This window comes from Thiorhodovibrio winogradskyi, assembly GCF_036208045.1.
Classification (GTDB): domain Bacteria; phylum Pseudomonadota; class Gammaproteobacteria; order Chromatiales; family Chromatiaceae; genus Thiorhodovibrio; species Thiorhodovibrio winogradskyi.
Genome location: NZ_CP121472.1, coordinates 4,558,972 through 4,580,694, shown reverse-complemented (window position 1 = coordinate 4,580,694; position 21,723 = coordinate 4,558,972). Strand labels below are relative to the sequence as shown.

At 60.6% G+C, this 21,723-nt stretch carries 13 protein-coding genes, 1 tRNA gene and 1 pseudogene; 5 read left to right on the top strand and 10 right to left on the bottom strand.

What is annotated here, in order from left to right; genetic code table 11:
* Positions 1 to 47 precede the first annotated feature (47 nt).
* The gene (locus Thiowin_RS21015; RefSeq protein ID WP_328984925.1) at positions 48 to 4,298 is read right to left on the bottom strand and encodes a choice-of-anchor I family protein; all 4,251 of its coding nucleotides are present in this window, start codon (positions 4,296 to 4,298) and stop codon (positions 48 to 50) included.
* Between the two features lie 334 nt (positions 4,299 to 4,632).
* Here Thiowin_RS21015 and Thiowin_RS21010 point away from each other — a divergent pair, with 334 nt between their 5' ends.
* On the top strand, positions 4,633 to 6,237 hold the full coding sequence (locus Thiowin_RS21010; protein WP_328984924.1) for a DUF4214 domain-containing protein: 1,605 nt from the start codon (positions 4,633 to 4,635) through the stop codon (positions 6,235 to 6,237).
* A gap of 98 nt (positions 6,238 to 6,335) precedes the next feature.
* Here the strand turns inward: Thiowin_RS21010 and Thiowin_RS21005 are convergent, their stop codons facing one another.
* The 7 genes from Thiowin_RS21005 to Thiowin_RS20975 all read right to left on the bottom strand — a co-directional run bounded on the left by Thiowin_RS21005 (position 6,336) and on the right by Thiowin_RS20975 (position 13,955).
* Positions 6,336 to 7,652 carry a diguanylate cyclase domain-containing protein gene (locus tag Thiowin_RS21005; protein WP_328984923.1) on the bottom strand — a complete coding sequence of 439 codons (1,317 nt, stop codon included), beginning with the start codon at positions 7,650 to 7,652 and terminating at the stop codon, positions 6,336 to 6,338.
* Between the two features lie 104 nt (positions 7,653 to 7,756).
* The gene (locus tag Thiowin_RS21000) at positions 7,757 to 8,653 is read right to left on the bottom strand and encodes a hydrogenase expression/formation C-terminal domain-containing protein (protein WP_328984922.1); all 897 of its coding nucleotides are present in this window, start codon (positions 8,651 to 8,653) and stop codon (positions 7,757 to 7,759) included.
* The gene (locus tag Thiowin_RS20995; RefSeq protein WP_328984921.1) at positions 8,650 to 9,333 is read right to left on the bottom strand and encodes a HyaD/HybD family hydrogenase maturation endopeptidase; all 684 of its coding nucleotides are present in this window, start codon (positions 9,331 to 9,333) and stop codon (positions 8,650 to 8,652) included. The genes Thiowin_RS21000 and Thiowin_RS20995 overlap by 4 nt, the downstream gene beginning before the upstream one ends.
* Positions 9,330 to 10,058, bottom strand: coding sequence for a Ni/Fe-hydrogenase, b-type cytochrome subunit (gene cybH, locus Thiowin_RS20990; RefSeq protein WP_328984920.1), 729 nt, complete (start codon positions 10,056 to 10,058; stop codon positions 9,330 to 9,332). Before cybH ends, Thiowin_RS20995 begins: the two co-directional genes overlap by 4 nt.
* Before the next feature lie 40 nt (positions 10,059 to 10,098).
* Entirely contained in the window at positions 10,099 to 11,889 is a 1,791-nt protein-coding gene (locus Thiowin_RS20985; RefSeq protein WP_328984919.1) for a nickel-dependent hydrogenase large subunit, read from the bottom strand.
* Positions 11,890 to 11,895: 6 nt separating this feature from the next.
* Positions 11,896 to 13,014, bottom strand: coding sequence for a hydrogenase small subunit (locus Thiowin_RS20980; RefSeq protein ID WP_328984918.1), 1,119 nt, complete (start codon positions 13,012 to 13,014; stop codon positions 11,896 to 11,898).
* A gap of 362 nt (positions 13,015 to 13,376) precedes the next feature.
* Positions 13,377 to 13,955, bottom strand: a complete 579-nt coding sequence (locus Thiowin_RS20975) for a DUF302 domain-containing protein (RefSeq protein ID WP_328984916.1) — start codon at positions 13,953 to 13,955, stop codon at positions 13,377 to 13,379.
* Between the two features lie 237 nt (positions 13,956 to 14,192).
* Between Thiowin_RS20975 and Thiowin_RS20970 the strand changes: the two genes are divergently transcribed.
* From Thiowin_RS20970 to typA, 4 genes and pseudogenes are all read left to right on the top strand, one after another.
* Complete coding sequence (locus Thiowin_RS20970; RefSeq protein WP_328984915.1) at positions 14,193 to 14,945, top strand: class I SAM-dependent methyltransferase; 753 nt, start codon at positions 14,193 to 14,195, stop codon at positions 14,943 to 14,945.
* Positions 14,946 to 14,988: 43 nt separating this feature from the next.
* Positions 14,989 to 15,438: a hypothetical protein gene (locus tag Thiowin_RS20965; protein WP_328984914.1), complete on the top strand. Its 450-nt coding sequence runs from the start codon at positions 14,989 to 14,991 to the stop codon at positions 15,436 to 15,438.
* A 44-nt stretch (positions 15,439 to 15,482) separates the two neighbouring features.
* Positions 15,483 to 17,725, top strand: a pseudogene (locus Thiowin_RS20960) (putative bifunctional diguanylate cyclase/phosphodiesterase).
* 473 nt (positions 17,726 to 18,198) lie between these two features.
* On the top strand, positions 18,199 to 20,028 hold the full coding sequence (typA, locus tag Thiowin_RS20950; RefSeq protein WP_328984911.1) for a translational GTPase TypA: 1,830 nt from the start codon (positions 18,199 to 18,201) through the stop codon (positions 20,026 to 20,028).
* A gap of 82 nt (positions 20,029 to 20,110) precedes the next feature.
* On the opposite strand, the gene Thiowin_RS20945 is transcribed toward typA, so the two are convergent.
* Both Thiowin_RS20945 and Thiowin_RS20940 read right to left on the bottom strand, forming a co-directional pair.
* Entirely contained in the window at positions 20,111 to 21,301 is a 1,191-nt protein-coding gene (locus tag Thiowin_RS20945) for a class I SAM-dependent rRNA methyltransferase (RefSeq protein WP_328984910.1), read from the bottom strand.
* Between the two features lie 205 nt (positions 21,302 to 21,506).
* A tRNA-Leu gene (locus Thiowin_RS20940) sits at positions 21,507 to 21,593 on the bottom strand.
* Positions 21,594 to 21,723 lie beyond the last annotated feature (130 nt).

The window sequence follows — 21,723 nt, the reverse complement described above, 5'->3', positions numbered from 1 at the left end:
GCCAGGTTTGTCGTGCGCGCGTCAGTCGCGCAATGAACTGGAACGCTTTAGAGCGGGAGGTCCAGATATTGGATTCCGCTTCCGATTAACTCGATGACGTTCTCTTGACTTTCCGCCGACTCTGAAATGTTCACCAGGAAATGCGCGCGGCTCAAGCCGTTTTCCAGCGCGTCGTCCCAAAACGCGAGACCCTTGGTGTCAGGGGCGCGATCAAGGATGTTTGCGTAGATTGCCGTGATGAATTCAGCGTTGTTGGGATTTGCGCCATTGCGTGAAAAGAACTCGGCGCTGTCGATGAAAGACTGGGCGATTTGTGTCAGCGAAACGCCGGCATCCAGTTGGCCAATGAAGTGACCGATGCCAGTCAAGTCAGGGGTGCGCCCAAAAGCCGCCTCGTAGAGACGGTAAGCCTGGCCCGCGGACCCATCAATGTCAAAGGCGAGACTGACATCCTCGAAGGCTAGACGCTCGGTGCCGACGAGGTAGTCGGTGCCGTCCCGACCGGATTGCTGGTCGACCACCACCAGGCCATTGAGCTTTTCGGTGCCGCCGCGCAAATCAGTGATTGCATCCGAGGCGCTGATGCTGTAATCGGCAAGGACGCCGCGAAAAACGGCGATGTCGATGCCATCTCCGCCGTAGAAGAAATCTCCACTCTGGTCGCCCAAGCCGGTGAAGCTGTCGTTGCCAGCACCGCCCTCGAAGATGTCGTCGCCGGCACTGCCCACGAACAGGTTATCCCCGTCGCCGCCGAGGACACTAACGCCCTTAATCAGGGTGCCGTCGCCTGGATCCGTGCTGGCGTCGCCGCGATGCGGATCGATGTTACGGATTCTCGTATCCCAGGCGGCTTCGACATCGGCCTCGGCATAGGGCGTGGTCATGAAGTTGTCGTAAAGGTACTCTGCCAATGCGTCCTGCTCGCTGCCATCGGGCGCGAAGGTGGCATTGCCGTCGGCGGTAGTGGTGTCGTCCTCAGCGAGTTGCACCAGGTTGATGCGGGCGACGACCGATGGGTCGGCGACGGCACCAACACTTGGGTCGGTGTTGGTGTTGGGGAAGGGATAACCGTCGCCGCCGCCGATGTAGTTGCCAGCGTCATCGAATCGTGGCTCGGCGAGGAAGTTTAGCGTCACCACCCGGAAGGTGGCGTTGGCGTTGGCTTCGACCAATTCGCCATCACGGACCAGATCGGCGAGGAGGTCACCCTTGTCGTCGAACAGACTAGCGTTGATCAGGCGCTCCCCGGCTGGCGCGTCGGGGTCGAAGCTGAATTTGGCGCCTGAGATCTGTGGGAAACGGCCGGAGGCATCTGGCAGGCCGCCGATCCCATGTTCAAAGAGGGCGGCGATTTCCGCGCCGGTCAGGGTCATGAGTGTCAGTCCGTTGTTGAATGCCAGGGTTGTGGCGATGTCGTTCTCGCTGATGCCGCCAGCGGGTTTGACGCCCGGGATTTCCTCGTTCGGCAGGCGTTGTGCCTCGGTGCCACCGGGGGGAACCACTGTCTGGCCGATGGATGCGCGGATCCCGCCGCCGTTCTTGATTGAGAGCACGACTGCTTCGGTTTCACCGCGTTCCACCGCTATCTGGTTGGCGATGGCGAGGTTTGCGTCGGCGGTGAGATTTCCGAGGTTGGTCTCCTGGGTGCGCACGCCGTCGGTTGAGCCGCCGGAGCGATTGCCGTTAAGGAACACCTCGCTGAGGCCAAAGACATTGGACTCCTTGGCCAGGATGGCGTCCTCGATGGCGTTGGCAATGTTCTGAATGTCGGGGTCGATGAGGCTTTCGGCGTCGAGCGCCGCCAGTCCGGCGGCGTCGGTGGCGTAGGCGCCGCTGACGGTGGGGTCGTAACTCCCGGGTAGGATGTGGCCATTGGCGTCGAAGTCGATGACCAGGCGGCCCAAGTATTTGTAACTGCCGTCGGTGTTGACGACGGCGATGGGGTTGCCGTCGCTATCGGTAGTGAAGATCGGGTAGGGACCCTGGTCGGTGTCTCCGGCGCGAAGGCTATCGTTGCCGTCGAACAGGCGCGTGTTGGAACCGCCGGCGACGATGATGTCGACGTCGCTGAGGCGGGTGGCCAGTTCCTGTTCGATGCTGATTTGCTGCATGTGCGCAAGCAGTATGACTTTGTCCATGTCGGGATGCGCGGCAAGGAGCGCATCGACATCCGCCTGGATAACGGCGGCGAGGGCGTCGAGATCCTCGGGCGTGGGGTTGGTGCTGAAACCCGCGGGCTGAATGCCGACGGTGCCGGGGGAGGAGATGCTGGCGAGCGTTGGTGTGGTGGCGCCGAGTACACCGATCTTCTCGCCGCCAACCTCGAAGTAAGTGGAGGCGGCGATGCTATTCGCCCGTGGTGCCTGGGCGTCGGATACCACCAGGCCGGCGAGGTTGGGGTCGGTGCTGAAGTCGAGGTTGCCGGACAGGTAGGGCATGGCGGTTCCGGAAAAGTCTTCCGCCGCGCTGCCGTCGATCAGGCTGGCAAGGAATTCGGTGCCGAAGTCGAATTCGTGGTTGCCGAAGGCGATTGCCTGAACGCCGAGTTCATTTTGGATCAGGATATCGGCCACACCGGCCTCGCCATAGACGTCCGCCGAGGCGCTGAAGAACAGGCCAGGGATGATGGCGTCGCCGGAGGAGAGTACCAGGGTGTTGTCCTCCATGCCGTCATTGCCAAGATCCTGGGCCTTGAGTGCGTTGAGCACGCCGGATAGGCGCGGGGCGTCCTCGATGGCGCCGTAGGCGGCCTCCTGGTCGGTCAGGTGCAGCAGCTCGAGGCTGTAGGCGGCCTGGTTAATATCGTAGACGCTCGTGGTGCCGCTGCCCTCGTAGGCGATGGCGATCTGCGGGTTGCCGGTGCCGCTGTCCTGGGCGTTGATAACGGCGATGGTTTCCGGGGCAATATCGCCGGCGGCGAAGCCATCGATGTAATCGAGAAAGACGGGGGCCCTGGGGTCGGTGACGTCGTAGGCGGCGACGCCGGAATCGCGCTCAAGGCCGATGAAAGCCAACACGCGACCCTCGACTTCAAGCACCGCGACCGCCTCTGGTTCCGGTCCCTTGGCGTCGGAGCGGTTGTCGCCTTCGGTGGCGATGGGCTCACCGTCGTCGTTGTTGAACCGCCAGGGCGCGCGCGCGGAGATGAGCTGTTCGAGGTGGTCCCCGCTGTCGAAGACCAGGTTGCCGTCTGCGTCGTAAATGCTGAAGGAGCGCGAACCGTAGGAGAAGAGCGCGTCCTGGTCACCGTCGTTGTCGGTGTCTCCGTCGAAGGTTGATACTTGAAGGCGGCCGAGGTTTTCGTCTTCCTGCAGAGTGGCGGCGTCGGGGAAGGCGGTCGGGTCGAGCGTGAGATCCTTGATGCGCGCCTCGTTTTCCGCCAGGTCACGCGCGTCACCCTCGTTGGCGGTGATGTAGTAGGTCTGGCCGTCGACCTGGAAGGTGGCGATGGCGTCGGGCATCGGCATGCCGAAGACTGGCCAATTGGCGATGTTGATGCCGTCGTCGCGGTCGGAGGGATCGAGGCCGTTGCCGTCCTGGCTGTGATCGCGTATGCCCATGGGATAGAGGGCGAGAACGGTTTTGGCCGTCGGGTCGATGCGCGCGACTGTGTTGGCCTCCTGGAGGGTAACGAGCAGGTCGCCGGTGGTCGGGTCGATGGCGATGTATTCCGGCTCGAAGTCTGTCGAGGGTGCCTCTCCAGGAAAGATGCGCACGCCCTGGGCGCGCAGAGCTTCGATCTGACTGTCGAACTCACTGAAGCCGACGAAGGTCGCGGTCGCTGGCACGGTGCTGCCATCATAGTCTGTTGGTAAGTCGATGATGGTCACGCCGCCAGGTGTTGCAACGCTCTCGACTGCCTCTCCCTCAATGGCTACGTAGAGCTGTTTGCCATCCTCTGAGAAGGTCAACATGTCCGGCAGGAAGCCGACTTCGATCTGTTCCAGCAAGCGGATATCGCCGAGATCGCTGGCATCGTAAATGGCAACCTTGCCCGGCGCGAGGTTACCCTCGCTGTCGACGAGTTTGATCGCGACCGCGACCAGACCATTTTTCGCGGCGACCGAGGTGAGGTCGTCAAACCCCGGGGTGGCACTCAGATCGATCCGCGCGAGGCTGCCTTCGATTCCGGGGCTAAATATTTCAATACGCGCGTCTGCGCCATTGGTGACAAAAAGGACATTGCTTTCTGCCACAACACTTTCGGCCCCGGCCTCGCCCGATCCGGGGTCGAATCTGTGAATCAGGTTCAGGGACAGGCCAGGGTGCTGGAAGACTTGCAAGCTGGAATCGCTCATGTGAAAAAACCTCTCTCGCTGGGAGCAGCAACCTAATACTATTGGTGAAGGGGTCGCGGAACGCGGATGACGTCAGGCGAACAGGGCTGTTCGTGAGCCATGGAAACGCACCAGCGCAAGAGCTTGGCAGCTTTCTATGATGTTTTTGTGACGGCGCCACCTTTCACTCGGTTACTCCGAAGGCTTTCGAGCCCAGGGACGGCTTTGCTGCTTTGAACTATGCTTGAGCTATGCCTAGACAAAGGGTGGGCACCTTCGTGCTGTCTCAGCCCCTAAATGTCGCGTCAGTGGTTTTCCGCGACGAGCTGGAAACTATACATGTGTCGAGGATTCTATGAATATCTCGGATTTAACCACGCTCTACTCGAATGCCAATTGGATCGATGCATTGATCAGTGCCGACAGTGGGCGGGTGGATCTCAACCCGCTGGCCGTCAGTCGTTCCGACAATACCGTCAGTTACACCTTCGAGGTTTCCGCCACCGCAGGTTTGGAACGGGAAGTCACCGCTGATACCACCTACCCGTTCAACAGCGTTCAGCGCGCTGCGGCTCGGGAGATCATGGACCATGCGGCCGCGGTGACTGGCATCAACTTCGTGGAGAGCGCCTCGGGCAGCGCCGATATCCTGTTCGGCTATTGCGACATCTGGGGCGCCGCCAGTACCTCCGGAAAAGCCTCGCGCAACGACTATTGGAGGTATGCGCCGGATTCGGGAAGAATTACGTCGTACACGACGGATCGCGGTGTTTTTCTCGATAACAATGAATGGGCGTTCCAGAATGCAAACCCGGTCAAGGGGACGCAAGGGTACGAGACGCTACTCCACGAGATTGGCCATGCCTTGGGGTTGCAGCACCCGTTTGAAGCTCCCTTTAAGCTGCCCACTTCCGCGGATAACACGGACAACAGTGTCATGTCCTATACCGATGGCAGCGGCGGATTTAAGAGTACCTTTCAAGAGTATGATATCTCGGCCCTGGTCTATCTCTATGGTATCGATGGGCTGGCTGGCGATTATGGAGTGGATGGGGCGGTCAAGTACTACTCCGGAACCTCCCACGACGAGTCATTCAGCGGGGGATGGGAAAGCGCGGCATGGGATGGACAAGGCGGGAATGATTCCCTGACCCTTTTGGGGAGCACTGCCTCCTATACCTACGAAGCGAGCGGCGATTGGCTCACGGCGACAAGCAACGGCGTCTCGCAGTTTATCCACAATACCATTGAAACGATTGGCTTCGATGACGGCAGTTATAGTTACTCCGGGCTGCGCGCACTTGCCTTGGGTGACGGGAGCTTGCCTGGCGCGTCCGAGACGCAGTGGGGCATCGCCGGTATTGAGAATCGCTTCACGGGCAGCGCCGGGGACGACACCATTATTGGAGCGGAACTGCTAGATGCTATCACCTACTGGGGCGAGCGGTCGCGTTTTATCGTTACTCGGGTCGAGGAGGACATTTTTCAGCTGATCGATGGGAGCGGAAGCTATGGAACTGATCGCCTGGAGGGGATTGAGCGGGTCATTTTCAGCGACGGCGCGGTGGCTCTGGACGTCGATATAGGAGAGACGGCAGGGCAGGCCTACCGGATCTACAAGGCGGCCTTTGATCGTTCCCCTGATATTGGAGGGCTTTCCTACTGGATCGGGGTCATGGACAATGGCACCTTGATCACCGAGGTAGCGCGGAATTTTCTGGAGAGCTTGGAATTCCGCTCCCTCTATGGAGCTAATCTTACCAATACGGATTACATTGAGGCACTCTACAGCAACGTGCTCGACCGACAGTATGACCAAGGTGGATTCGACTTTTGGGTTGCTAGCCTCGATGCAGGTAGCCTGGGTCGTGCTGATGTATTGGCTGGTTTTGCCGAGAGCAGCGAAAACCAGTTGAACGTCATAGGCGCGATAGAGCATGGGATCGATTATTTGACCTAACTTGTTCGGGCCCCTTGCTTGAGCCCCGGGCATGAGGAAGCGTGTCGAACGCGAGCTGGTCCGTTTTTGTCGTGCTTTCCTTGACGAATCGATTTGGCTTACCACTGAAAAGGCATGAGGTCGATCCCAGCTGTTAATCGAGGTGCCCGATGAAATCTGTAGTGGCCCTTGCCCGAGCCTTTGGCCGCGTACATGGCGTTGTCGGCGAGACGGACCAGTCCGTCCGGATCCCTGGCATCCTCGGGATAGAAGGCGATGCCGATGCTGGCGCCGATCCGGTGCATGTCTCCGGCGACGGCGATGGGACGGGAGAGGCTGTCGATGACCTTGTCCGCCACCTTGGCCGCGTCCTCGGGCTGATGGACCTGTTCCAGAAGCAGGGCGAATTCGTCGCCGCCTAGACGCGCGACCAGGTCTTGCTCCCGAACCCGGGATTTTAGCCGGCGGGCGACTTCGCGCAGCACCTGGTCACCAGCCTCGTGACCCAGGCTGTCGTTGATGGCCTTGAATCCATCAAGATCGATAAACAGGAGCGCCAGGCGCGTCTCGGCGCGTCGCGCGCGCGCCTGGCCCTGTTCCAGGTGTTCTTTAAAGAGTGCGCGGTTGGGCAGTTTGGTGAGGTCATCATGGGTGGCGATGAAAGCCAGTTCGCGCTGCGCGCGCCGGCGCTCCTGAATCTCGGTTTGGAGCTTGGCGTTGGCGCGTCGCAGATCGGCGGTGCGCTCGGCCACGCGCTCTTCGAGACGCTCCCTCGCATCCAGTAACTCAGCATTGGAACGCTTGAGCGCGGCCAGCATGGCGTCGGTTCGATGCAAAACGAAACCCGCGACCAAGGCGCTGAGCAACAGGGTCACGCCGCCCAGTATCAGCAGTAGACGGTCGGCACGGCGGAATTCTTCGGAGGTCGCCGTCAGGGCGTCGCGATTGTGCGCCTGTTGCAGCGCGGCGAGATCTTGGATCACGGCCAGCGCGCGTTCCTGGGCGGGAATGGCCTGACGCAGCAGAATGGCCTTGGCCTCCTGGATGCGTTCCTCGGCAAGCAGGTCGATGACCTGGTATTGCAGGGCGCCGGCGGTGCGCGAGAGCTCGCCTTGTTGTCGCAGCAGTTTGCGTTCGTCCTCGCTCAGCGCCATGGCCTCGATCCGGTCACGCGCTGTCAGGAACTCAGAACCAAGGTTGCGCAATTGCACCAGGAGCTCATCGCGCTCAAAGGGATCCTCGCTGGAGAGCATGGCATGGAGGACAATGGCACGCTCGCGCGAGCTGCGCTGCATGTCCTGCGCTAGGGCCGCGCGAACACTGTACTCTTCCACCACCTGGGCCAAGCGCGACTGCATGCTGTGCATTTGCGAAAGACTCAGCGCCACTTCGATCATCAGCAGTAAAAACACAATCGCGAAGCCCGTTGCCAGCATGGGGCAGGGCGAGCGGGGCTCTTGACACAGGGTTGCCGTGGCCCTCTGATTAGTCGACTCTCCCGTGGGTGCGGCGACAGGAAGCCGCGGTTCAGGAGCATGCATCAATCACATCCGAGAGCAGTCCTTGGTTGTCCTTTGGGGAAATTGCTCGGGCCATGGTCACCGATGGCGGCGAGCAACTGGCCGAGCCTCTCATGGCTGTCAGTCAGGTCCTGGGTGGTTGCCAGCACGACTGAGGGTATTGGGCTGATTTCGATGCTATCAAGCAGTAAGCGTCCGCTGCTGTTGAAATGACGCAGCCGCCAAATTGGGCGCACCGAGGTGGCCTCGATCTGGCAGCGGCCATAACCGAGGTTGATCATCCGCGCCGGGCCTTGCCCGAGACAGCGCTCGATCAACGCCATGGCCGCCGGGTTCTGGGGGAGCATGCTCAGATTGACGCTGTGGGAGAGGTCTTTGGCGCCATTGATGTCGAGCCTCCTGGTGTTGGCCTGGATGCCGGCATCGCTGTCCGGCTGCAGGTCAAGATAGGTGTCGAGTTCGGCCAGCACCGCGACTGCGTCCATGCTGTCCTCTGAAGAGTCTCGCGGCCAGTCGATGCGGTTTCTGGCGGCCTGAAAGGGGCGCTCGTACATGGGTGTGGGGCAATCGCCCGGCTCCAGTACATCCGCGAGCAAGCCGCCGGCCGGATCGAACAGCCGCCAGCGCCAGACACCGGTCAGGCTGGTTTCCGTGAGCAGGGCGCGCGGATGAGCCTCGGTGGCGTCGAGTTCGGCACGGATTTCGCCATCGCCCAAGGCTTCGATAACCAGGGCGTGGGCATCGGCACTCAGGGATGCGATGGACAGGGGCTGGGCGCGCCGTCCGGCGATGCTGCGTGCGAGTCCGACGCGCAGTTGTTCCAGGACATCAATCGCTGGCGGGCAGTCGGCGATGTCCAAGGCGGGCTGAGTTTTAGGGGCTGTGCTCATGGCGATATGGGTGGTGGTGGTTGTCATGGGCCGACAGGCAGGAAGCGTGGATCGCCTTGGCGCCAGGCCTGGGTAGGCGAGGGGCGACCGTTCTCGTAGTCGGACAAGGCCAGCGCCGGATGCGGATGGGCGCCATCTCGCATGCGCGTGGTGTTGCGCGTTGCATGGGCCAGGTGACCGGCCTCGGTTTGGGTGGCCGTGGTGACAGGCCGAATTCCCTGGGCATGCAGATAGATCAGCGCCTCGCTCAGGGCCGGCTCGATCATGGCCTTGACGCTCGGGCTGAGGCTGCCGCCATAGTCTTCCAGCCGCTCGGGTTGCACGCCGATCAGCAGCAGCTTGGGTGGCAGCTGGCCGAGCAGTTCGGCCATGGCCAGCACGTTCTGGAAGCCGACCTGGTGCAGGCTCATTTTCTTGGCGCCGAGAAAGCGGGGTACGTCCCCATCGCGCATGACGTTGAGCGTCCCTGGCGGCAGGTCGTAGTCGATGGCATCGAAGATGATCAAATGCCCGACGCCCTCGAGTTGGTTGACCAGATAAATGCCCTGGGTGCCGCCATCGAGCAGCCGCACGCGCGCATCGAAGGCATGGCGGGCGCTCAAGGCCTCGATGCAGCGCACGCCAAAGCCCTCATCGGCCCACAGCAGATTGCCGATGCCGAGGATCAGGACCTGGTCCCTGCCCGAGGTGATGGCGCTCGTCGTCATGGCCGATCATCCTTGAACATGCGCCAGCCGCTGATCATGGTGGAGATCAGGCTCTGGCGCGACATCACATCCTCGCGCACGGCGCTGTAGACATGCAGCATCACGAAGACAACAATCACCCACATGCCCCAGTGGTGCCACATGCGCACATCTTGGCTCTGTCCGACCAGCGGGAGCACCCAGCCGAAGAGTTGATCCTGCCAACCGCCAAGCCCGCTTTGTTCGGAGTAGAGCGCGAAGCCGGTGAAGATCATTACCAGGCCGCCGACGGTGATGATGACCACCATGAATAAATGCGCGAGCGGGTTATGGCCATAGTATTTGCGTGGCTCGGGCTCCAGAAAGGCATACCAGCGGATTTCGTGCCACAGCTCGGACCAGAACGCACGTCGCCAGAACGGCAGGGTGAAAAGCTGGCGTGCATAGCTGTTGCCGACGAAGGCCCAGTAGAGCCGGAACAAAAAGCCGACGGCAAAGACGTAGGCCGCGGCGAAATGAAAGAAGCGAATATACCCCATTTGGAAATGGTCGCTGGCCTCGCCAGCGAGTGTCGGCGGTGGATTGGCGATCAGCCAGCCGGTGATCGCCAGCACCGTGATGGATAGGGCATTGATCCAATGCCAGACGCGCAAGGGTGCCTGGTAAACATAAACGGCGGTGCGGCGGGTCACCGGGATACCGCCGCGGCGGCGTGCCCGCCAAGGCTCGATCATGGATTCGCTCATGAGCGCTCTCCCCGAGGTCGGTTGCAAAAGTCCCGTTGCATCAGCGTACACGGATCTCGGTTAGCGGCGCGCCGTCCGGGCTGATGACATGGGTGGAACAGGCCAGGCAGGGGTCGAAGCTGTGCAGGGTGCGCAGAATCTCCAGCGGCTCCTCGGCCTTGGCCAGCGGCGTGCCGAGCAGTGCGGCCTCGTAAGCGCCGATTTTGCCCTCGGGGTCGCGCGGCGAGCCGTTCCAAGTGGTGGGCACCACGGCCTGGTAGTTGTCGATCTTGCCTTTCTCGATGCTCACCCAGTGACCGAGCGCGCCGCGTGGCGCCTCGGTGGTACCGACACCTTTGGCCTGCTTGGGCCAGGAGCGCGGCTCCCAGTGGTCGGTGTTGGCGGTGGCGGTGTCGCCAGCCTTGATGTTGGCGACCAATTTGTCCTGGAAATAGCGCATCTTGTGCGCCGCCCAGGAGGCCTCGAGCCCGCGCGCGGCGGTGCGCCCCAGGGTGGAGAAGAGTGCCGTGACGGGCAGGCCAAGATCGGTCAGCAGCTTGTCGACCGGCTCCTTGAAGTCCGGGCGGCCCTGGACGTAGCCGATCACCCAGCGCGCCAGGGGGCCGACTTCCATCGCGTGACCACGCCAGCGCGGCGCTTTGATCCAGGAGTATTTGGCGTTCTCGTCGATGGCTTCGATATGGGTTTTGCTACCCTTGGCATTGGGGCCGAGCACGAAGTTCGGCTCGGTCACCCCATCCCAGGGATGCAGCCCCTTGGACTCATCGGCATAGCGGAACCAGGAATGATCGACGAATTCCTGAACCTGCTCGGGATCGCGTAGATCGACCGGATGAATCGTATTGAGATCGCCGCCAATAATGGCGCCGCGCGGCAGCAGCAGGTTGTCGTCCGAATCATCATTGGCGTGATCCGGGATGTCGCCATAGGACAGCAAGGATTGGCTGCTCAGGCCCCCGCCATAGGTCCAGTCCTTATAGAAAGAGGCGATGACTTTGAGATCAGGCAGATAGACCTGATCGATGAAGGTGATGGTTTGGTCGATGATGGAGGAGACCAGATTCAGCCGCTCCATGTTGATCGCGCCCACCGCACCCGTGTCATCGACATTGATGGCACAGGGCATACCGCCGACCAGCCAGTTGGGGTGCGGATTCTTGCCGCCATAGACGGTGTGGATCTTGACGATTTCCTTTTGGAAGTCGAGCGCTTCCAAATAATGCGCCACCGCCATCAGATTGGCCTCGGGCGGCAGCTTATAGGCCGGGCTGCCCCAATAGCCGTTCATGAAAGGCCCGAGCTGGCCGGATTCGACAAAGCGCGTCAGACGTTGCTTGATATCGCGGAAATACCCAGGCGAGGACAGCGGCCAGGGGCTGATGGATTGGGCAAGCGCTGAGGTCGCCTTGGGGTCGGCCTTGAGCGCCGAGACCAGGTCCACCCAGTCGAGCGCATGCAGATGGTAAAAATGCACCAGATGGTCCTGCGCTTGCAGCGTCAGTTGCATCAGGTTACGGATGGAATTGGCGTTCTCGGGGATGTCGATGCCCAGTGCATCCTCCACCGCGCGCACCGAGGTGAGCGCATGGGTGCCGGTGCACACGCCGCAGATGCGCTGGGTAAAGGCCCAGGCATCGCGCGGATCACGGCCCTTGAGAATGACCTCGAGCCCGCGCCACATGGTGCCTGTGGACACCGCGTTGCGAATCACATTGCTCTCATCGAGATTGACCTCGACGCGCAGATGGCCCTCGATGCGGGTGACTGGGTCGACAACCACGCGGCGGCCAGAGTTATCGAGCGAAAATCCATTGGGGGTCGTAACGGTCATGGCGGCTTAGCTCCCGATGGTCTCGTGCTGGTTTTCTGATCGGGTCGCGATTGGAGCATCGACGCTCTGCTTGCCACGCCGGTAACTGCTGTAAGCCGCATGGGCGCCAATTGCCGCGCCCACCGCGCCGACCGCTGCGACGCCAACCTTGTCGGCATTGGCCTCGACGCCAAACACATGGGTGTCGGTCACATGCTGATAGAAGCCATCCTTGTCCCAGAAGTTCTTCTCCGAGCAGCCAATGCAGCCGTGCCCTGACTGTATCGGGAAGGACACGCCGTTGTTCCAGCGCACCGTCGAGCAGGCGTTGTAGGTGGTCGGCCCCTTGCAGCCCATTTTGTACAGACAGTAGCCCTTGCGCGCGCCCTCGTCGTCGAAGCGCTCGACGAACTGCCCGGCATCGAAATGCGGGCGGCGATAGCACTTGTCGTGAATACGCTGGCCGTAGAACATTGTCGGCCGGCCCTGGCGGTCGAGTTCCGGCAGCCGCTCAAAGGTGAGCATGTAGGTGAGGATGCCGGTCATCACCTCGGCGATGGGCGGGCAACCTGGCACCTTGATGACCGGCTTGTCGCGGATAATCCCGTCCACCGGTGTCGCCTGGGTCGGATTGGGCCGCGCCGCCTGCACGCAGCCCCAGGAGGCGCAAGAGCCCCAGGCCACCACTGCCGCGCAATCCGCTGCCATCTCGGTGAGCTGCTCGTGGAAGGGCCGCCCGGCGATGAAACAGCTCATGCCATCCTGCGCGAGCGGCGCGTTGCCTTCGACCGCCAGAATGTACTGACCGCGATAGCGGGTGCGGATGTCATCGAGAATGGCCTCTGCCTGATGCCCGGCCGAGGCCATGATCAGATCGTCATAATCGAGTGAGATCATCGACAGAATGACATCGGTGGCCAGCGGATGCGCCGAGCGGATGAAGGACTCCGAGCAGCAGGTGCATTCGAGTCCATGCAGCCAGATCACTGGCGTGCGCGGCTTGGTCTCCAGTGCATGGGCAATGCGCCCGGCCATTCCGGGTGCCAGACCCAGGGTGGCCGCCGAGACGCCGCAGAAGTGGAGGAAGTTCCGCCGGCTGATGCCTTGGCGGCGGAACTGGTCATAGAAGGTATCGGACACTGGCATAGGCGCCTCGCAATGAATCACAGGCGGAGGGAATCACACGCGCAGGTGATGGCTTGGGGTACGCCTATTATATGTAGGGAGAATTGATGATTGTCGTTGATTTCTGCTCTGGATGTTGCGTCAGGTCAAGAAAGCATGAAAAAAAGCTTATAAAATAGATAATTAGTAAGTTTGAACATCATGGCTTTCTAACTTTAGTAAATTAGAAATAACTGAAACGCCATGGCGCCTTTATTCTTTGATCTATCAACCAGGGGTGGAAGCCAACTAAAGGGACCGCGGCGGGCTGCGCCAGCCCCGCCCCAGTCCCGAGCCAGTCCCGAGCCAGTCCCGAGCCAGTCCGCCGGTCCGGTCGGCGAGCATCAAAACTCGCCGGCCGCGCCTCCTTCCATGATGGCGAGCAGGGTGTCACGTACCCGCAACGCCGAGGCTTTCAGGTCTGGCGGCAGTTCCTTGCCGCCATGAATCATCAGGTCGAGATTCATGCTATAGAGTGTCAACTTGCCTTCGGTGTCTTCCACCAGGGCAATACGGCAGGGCATGAAGCCGCTATATTCATTGCGATATTCCAGCATCATGCGCCCGACGCGCGCATCGCAGAAGGAGAGAAAGTTGACGTACCGATAGTCCTCGCCGGTGATGGCCTGAATTTGCTTATAAAAAGGCGACTCGCCAACAAATAGAAAGTTGCGGGAGATGGCGATGTTCTTCATCGAGTCGATCACGTCTTCGGGGGTCAGCCCATCTTCCACTGGTATCGACCACATGATGGCGATACCTGGGTCGCCAGTTTCCAGCAGGCGCTTTGCCAACTCACGGTAGAGGCGGGAAAACTCGGGATCAAAGTCAGCCACGGCGGCGTTCAAGCGGAGAGAACCGTACCCCAGGGCCAGCACGGAAATCACGCCGATGACGGCAAAAATATTACGAACGAGTTTCATCCAAGTCCTCCGGTGGTTGCTTTTGTTGTGCGTCTAGATGGCCGATCACGGGCGCTTGCATCCTTATGGAATGGCGGCGCCTAGGGATCCCCAGCAATCATGTTAGCGTCCCTAGGGCCGACCGGCTACTTTAAGGTTGCTTGTGCGATTGTCAGTGTAAAATCCCACGGACCAATGAGGTGATTACAACATCCATCAGAAGTCAGCGGTTGCTGTCACATCGATGAGGATACGCGAGTGGAAGATTACCAACTCTTGATTGAGTTGCATAAAGCAGGTCAGCGGCAAGGACCGGGCGGAGATGAGGAGTCGGCCAAGGCGCTTGATATGGCGCTCTTGGATGGCTCACAGCCCTTGCATGTCGCCGATATCGGCTGCGGTACCGGGGCGTCCACATTGGTATTGGCGCGGCGTTTAAATGCCCGTATTACAGCAGTGGATTTTCTGCAAGATTTTCTTGATCTGCTTGCCGAGAAAGCCAAGGGCGCCGGGCTTTCGCAACAGATTCAACCCCTATGCTGTTCCATGGACGCTTTGCCCTTCGGTGATCAGGAATTCGATCTGATCTGGTCCGAGGGCGCCATCTACAACATCGGCTTTGAACGCGGCATCTCGGACTGGCGGCGCTATTTGAAAGTGGGCGGGATGCTGGTGGTCTCGGAGATCACTTGGACGACTGCCTCCCGCCCATTGGAGATACAACGACACTGGGAGCGGGAATATCCCGAAATCAATGTTGCCTCGGCAAAAATGCAGCAACTTGAAAAGCAGGGGTATGCGCCAATGGGGTATTTTGTGTTACCCGAGAATTGTTGGCGGGATAATTATTATCGACCCATGCAAAAGCGTTTCCCGGCCTTTCTTGAGCGCCATGGTCATAGTAATGAGGCACAGGCTATTGTCGCTGCCGAAACCGAGGAAATAGAGCTTTACGAGAAATATAAGGCCTACTACAGCTATGGCGTCTACATTGCAAAAAAGCTGGACTAGCTGAGGAAATTTATCACTATTGGAGAGTGCGGGGATTTTAACTATGAGCAAGCAGCACAATGGCCTGAATCCAGCGCGCCGCCAGTTCATTCTCTGGTTGGCGCAGATCAATTCGGTGGTGGTCCTAACGGTGCTGGCCTGGGTGCTGCCTGGGTTTAATGCGGTTGCGCCTGTCCCATCCGCGCAGCAACCCTTGCTGATCGCGGCACTGGTCGCCCTGCCGTTGACGCTGGCGCTCGGGCGCTGGCTGATGGCACGGGCTGGTGGAGAAATCCAGCGCGGGCGGGAGCCTGTGAACACTGCCGCCGCGGCTAGCAGCCAGGCGGATGTGAACCGGCTGATGGGATTCTCAGTTCTTGCCTGGGCGCTATGCGAGTTGCCGCTGGTGCTGGGCTTCGTCTACGCGCTGCTGGGCGGAGACCGGCTGCATGCCATGGCGCTCGGCGCGGCCAGTCTGGTGCTCTTGCTTCTGCTGCGTCCAAGCTCGCACTGAAATAGTGCTGGCCTGCAACCTAAACAGCCAAGCAGGACTTAGGCATGGATCGGAAGAACCCCGCGTTAGGCATTATCCTGGTCTATCTTGGCTTCGGCAGCCTATGGATTTTGCTGTCCGACTGGGTCCTCACCCTCTTTGCCCGGGATGCGGCGCAGCTTGCGCAGTGGCAGCAGTACAAAGGCATCGCCTTTATCCTTGCCACCGCGCTGCTCCTCTACGGAATTTTGCGTGTGCGCGAGAGGCAGCTTGCCACAAGCGAGGCCCGGCAACGCCTATTTATTGAATATGCTCCGGCGGCCTTGGCCATGTTCGACACCGAGATGCGTTTCATGGTTGTCAGTCGACGCTGGCGGAATGATTACGGCCTGGCGGACCAGGATCTGACCAGGCGTTCCCACTACGAGGTGTTCCCGGAGATTCCCCAACGCTGGCGCGAGGTGCATCGGCGGGCGCTGCGTGGTGAGGTGCTGAGTGCTGAAAACGACTGCTTTATTCGCCCGGATGGCCGTACCCAGTGGCAGCGTTGGGAGGTGCGACCTTGGTATCGCGCTGATGAGTCGATTGGCGGCATTGTGATTTTCACCGAAGACATCACGCCGCAAAAGGAGGCTGAACGCGAGATGCGTATCGCCGCCACCGCCTTTGAAACCCGCCAATCGATGATCATTACCGATGCCGAGCAGCGCATTCTGCGCGTCAATCGCGCTTTTTGCCAAACGACGGGCTACAGGCCGGACGAGGTGATTGGCCGCACTCCCGATATGCTGAAATCAGGTCAGCACAGCGCCGGTTTCTACCGCGCCATGTGGGAAAAGCTTGAAGAGGAGGACGAGTGGCAAGGCGAGATCTGGAATCGGCGCAAGAACGGTCAGATCTATCCCGAGTGGTTGCATATTTCCGCCGTGCGCGATGGTGATGGGCGCATTAGCCATTATGTTGGCGCCTTCGAGGACATCTCCGAACACAAGGAAGCCGAAGCACAGATTCATAGCCTCTCGTATTTTGATGTGTTGACCAAGCTGCCGAATCGACGCCTGTTCATCGACCGCTTGCAGCAGGCGCTGCGCACCAGCAAGCAGCTTGGGACTGTTGGTGCCGTGTTCTTCATCGATCTCGATGATTTTAGCGCCCTCAACGATACCCAAGGCCATGATGTCGGTGACAAGGTGCTGATCGAAATTTCCCGCCATTTGGTCGCTGCTGTGAGTGGAGATGACACGGTCGCCCGACTCGGCGGTGATGAGTTCGTGGTGGTGATGGAAAATCTCGGATCCCAGAAGGATGCCGCGTTGCTGCGAGCCAAGCAGTCCGGAGAACGCCTGCTCGCGGCCATTCGCCAACCGATCAAGATCGACGGCAATCAGTATGTGATCACGGCCAGCATGGGGATTTCCCCCTTTGATGGCAGCTCGGATAGTGTCACGGATCTGCTCAAGCGCGCCGATGCGGCCATGCTGCAGGTGAAAAAGATCGGCCGCGATTGTCTGCATTTCTTCGACCAGAGCATGCAGCAGGCGCTCGAACAGCGGGTCGCGCTGGAATCGCGGCTGCGCCAGGCCATTCCGCGGCACTTACGCCTGTACTACCAGCCCCAGTTTGATCGCCAGGGAAGAACCCTGGGTGCCGAGGTTCTGGTGCGCTGGCAAGATCCGGTGCAGGGTCTGATTTCCCCCGGCGCTTTCATCCCGCTGGCGGAGGAGTCCGGCCTGATTGTGCCCATGGGGCGCTGGATTCTGGACCAGGCCTGCCAACAGCTCAAGCGCTGGCAGGATCATCCGGCCCGGCAATGGCTCAGCCTGTCGGTTAATGTGTCAGCCCAAAACAATTTCAGCAGGCCGATTTTGTCAGCCAGGTGACCGATGCCCTGAAAACATCGGGCGCCAACCCGAAACGACTCAAGCTGGAGGTGACCGAAAGCCTGCTGTTCGACAATCTTGATCAGGTCACCAAGACCATGGCGCACCTCAAAGCCGAAGGCATCAAGCTGTCCTTGGATGATTTTGGCACCGGCTTTTCGTCACTCGCCTATCTGAAGCGCTTGCCCTTCGATCAACTCAAGATCGACCAGTCCTTTGTGCGCGATTTGCCATGCGATGACAATGATGCCGCCATTGTGCGCACCATCATTACCCTGGGCCAAAGCCTGGGGCTGGATGTGATTGCCGAAGGGGTGGAAACCGCGACCGCGCGGGATTTTCTCGCCAGCCATGGCTGCAGTCATTATCAGGGGTTCTTTTTTGCCCGGCCCATGCCGATCGAGGATTTCGAGTCATTGCTCGACTGACACCGCCGGCTGCACCAGCACGCCGGTACTTGACAGCGGAGCTGGGCTGTTATTCACAACCTTTGGTGATGCTCCGGCGCTCGGGGAGAGCCTGATGGCGCCTCGGTGCTCTTCGCATGGTGTTTTTTAATTTGATTATAAATCAATGAGATAGTCTGGTGGTCAGAATGCGGCCAAGTTGAACGAAAGCGCGCTCTGGCGCGGACTTAGCGGCTCTGCCCAAGCCTTGTGCACAGAGTTATCCACAGCTGTTGTGGATGCCGGGGGATTTCTCTAGAGGGAAGCAGGGTTACGAATCTTTTGCGATCAGGTGTCCGAACGGTTTCCGCCATCCGCGCCAGGCGCGATCCTTTGCCATTCGCCGATGCCACCCTCAGCGAGTCGCGCGGTCGCAGGCCGAACCCGCTATACTCGCGCTCCCGCGGCCAGCTTTTTGGCCGCGCTTTTTTTGACCCCTCCGGAGTAACGGTTCAGTGATCGAGCGTCTGCGCAATATTGCCATTATCGCCCATGTCGACCATGGCAAGACCACCCTGGTCGATAAGCTTCTACAACAATCGGGAACCCTCGGTGATCGCTTCGGCCCGGTCGAACGAGTGATGGATTCCAACGATCTGGAAAAAGAGCGCGGCATTACCATCCTGTCCAAGAACACGGCACTGCGCCTGACGCTGAACGACCAGGACTATCGCATCAATATCGTCGACACCCCGGGCCATGCCGATTTCGGTGGGGAGGTCGAGCGGGTGCTGTCCATGGTGGACTCGGTGCTTTTGCTGGTCGATGCCCAGGAAGGCCCCATGCCACAGACGCGCTTTGTCACCACCAAGGCCTTTCAGCACGGACTGCGACCCATTGTGGTGATCAACAAAATCGACAAGCCCGGCGCGCGCCCGAGCTGGGTCGTGGATCAGGTGTTCGATCTGTTCGACCGCCTGGGCGCCAGCGATGAGCAGCTCGATTTCCCCATTGTTTACGCCTCGGCCATCAACGGCTACGCGGGCTTGAGCGAGAATGTGCGCGAGGGCGACATGACGCCGCTGTTCGAGTCCATTGTCGAACACTGCCCAGCTCCGGCGGTGGATCCCGACGGCCCCTTCCAGATGCAGATCTCAACCCTGGACTACAGCTCCTTTGTTGGCGCCATCGGTGTCGGGCGGATTCAGCGCGGCATTCTCAAACCCAATCAGCAGGTGATGGTGGTCAAGCGCGACGGGGATCGCCAGCGCGCCAAGGTCGGGCTGGTTTATGGCTACATGGGCCTGCAGCGCAGCGAGGTGAAAGAAGCCCGCGCCGGCGACATCGTGGCGGTGACCGGCATTGATGCGCCCAATGTGTCCGACACCCTGTGTCATCCCGAGGCGGTCGAGGCGCTGCCGCCGCTAACGGTCGATGAGCCCACGGTGACCATGACCTTCCAGGTCAATACCTCACCCTTCGCCGGCAAGGATGGCAAATACCTGACCAGCCGCCAGCTCAAGGATCGCCTGGAACGCGAGCTGATTCACAATGTCGCGCTGCGGGTGGAGGAGGGCACGGATCCGGAAAAATTCCGCGTCTCCGGCCGCGGCGAATTGCACCTGTCCATTCTGCTCGAGAACATGCGCCGCGAGGGCTACGAGCTGGCGGTGTCGCGCCCGGAGGTCATCTTCCGCGAGGTCGATGGCGTCATCTGCGAGCCCTACGAGCAGCTCACGGTGGACCTGGAAGAAGCCAATCAGGGCGCCATCATGCAGGCGCTCGGCGAGCGCAAGGGCGAGCTGAAGGACATGGTGCCGGACGGCAAGGGTCGGGTGCGGCTAGACTATGAAATCCCCTCGCGCGGACTGATCGGCTTTCAGACCGAGTTCATGTCCCTGACCTCGGGAACCGGTCTTAAGCATCATGTGTTCGATCACTATGGCCCAGCCAATCAAGGTGGCATCGCGCCGCGTCGCAATGGCGCCATGATCGCCAACAGCCAGGGCAAGGTGCTCGGCTACGCGCTCTTTAACTTGCAGGATCGTGGCCGGTTGCTGGTCGCTCCCGGCGAGGAAGTCTATGAAGGCCAGGTGGTCGGCATCCATTCGCGCGACAATGATTTGGTGGTCAATCCGCTCAAGGCCAAACAGCTCACCAACATCCGTGCCGCCGGCTCGGATGAGAACATCCTGCTGACACCACCCATCCGCTTCTCGCTCGAACAGGCGCTGGAGTTCATCGAGGACGACGAGCTGGTTGAGATCACGCCAACCGCCATTCGCATCCGCAAGCGCTTTTTGAAGGAGCACGAACGCAAGCGTGCCGGTCGCGCGAGCAGCTAGAGCAATTGCCCTGGACAGATGCCCCGCGGTGCGCGAGCAGAGGTGACATGATGTCCCTTGCTCGCGTGATTGGGAGTTGGAGTTAGAGCACGCGCAAAAAGGCTGTTTTGAGGTAGGCTGTCTCGGTAATCGCCGGATGAATGGGATGATCTGGCCCCTGGCCGCCGTCATGCAGCAACTGCAGCTCACGTCCGGCGGCGCGCGCCGCTTGTTGCAAGCCGCGATGGAAGGCTTCGCGACTTAAATGATGGGAGCAGGAGGAGGCGACCAGCAGGCCGTCGGGCGCTAGTAACTCCATGCCGAGGCGGTGCAGGCGCTGGTAGGCCAACTCGCCGTCGCGGATATCCTTGCGCCGCTTGATGAAGGCGGGCGGGTCGAGAATGACGCAGTTAAAGCGTTCTCCCGTATCGCGCACTTGGCGCAGTGCATCGAAGGCGTCGCCCTGCAACAAGGCGCCGACGCGCTCGGCCAGGCCATTGCGCTCGGCGCTGGCACCCACCCGCGCCAGGGCATCGCCCGAGCTGTCGATAAAGCTGACCTGCTCGGCGCCGACGGCCGCGGCCGTCAGTCCCCAGGCGCCAAGGTAGCAGAAGACATCCAGCACCCGAGCGCGCGCGCCGAAACGCTTGAGCGCGGCGCGGTTGTCTGCCTGGTCAAAAAACCAGCCGGTTTTTTGCCCATGCACGGGGTCGATCAGGAACTCAAGCCCGGATTCCCGCAAGTGAATCTCGCCCGGGTCATCGCCCAGTACCCACTCAACCTGCTGTTCCAGGCCCTCCAGCGCGCGCACCGGGCTGTCATTGCGCAGCAGCAGGTGTTTGGGCCTTGTGACCTGCTCTAGCGCGGCCAGCACCTCGGCGCGCGCGCGCTCCATGCCGGCGGTGGTGAGTTGGACCACCAAAAGCTCGCCATAGCGATCCACCACCAGACCCGGCAGGCCATCGCTCTCGCCATGCACCAGCCGATAGAAGGGGTGCTCATACAGCCGTTCACGCAGCGCCAGCGCCTGATGCAGACGCGCCAGCAGCAGCGCCGGGCTCAAGGGTCGGGCGCGGTCCCGGCTCACCAGGCGCGCGCAGATTAGGGAATTGGGATTGACATAGGCATGCCCCAGCCAGCGCCCGCCGCGCGCGAACAACTCCACCGGCGCGCCGGGCTCCAGCCCCTTGAGCGGCGAGCGCTCGGTATCGACCTCATTGCTGTACACCCAGCAATGACCGGCGAGCAGGCGGCGTTCCTGATCCTTTTTTAAAAACAGTAGAGTGGCTTTCATTGGAGTGGCCGTTGGCGGATGCGTGGTGGAGAGCAGGTTGGGTCGAATCCTCTGCCCGTCGGGCAAATCACGGGCATTTGCACCAACGGCTAAGCGCGCCTTGCGACCGGCATGATGACACGCGATCACAGACGGGATGAACCCAGTGGCCGGGAAAAACCAGGGATTGAAAGCGGGGCTTAAAACTGGGTTGCCAGTTGGGAGATGGTGCCGAGGAGAGGACTTGAACCTCCACGAGCTTTCGCCCACATGGACCTGAACCATGCGCGTCTACCAATTCCGCCACCTCGGCAGGGGGAGCGGTGCTCGCCAGAACGGCTGCAGCAGAGCCGGGAAGATTAGCCTGATCGCCTGCCTCTGTCAACTCGCGCGTTGCGGGGCCAGCAATTCCAAATGTTGTTTTGCAGCGCCCGTTGATTGGC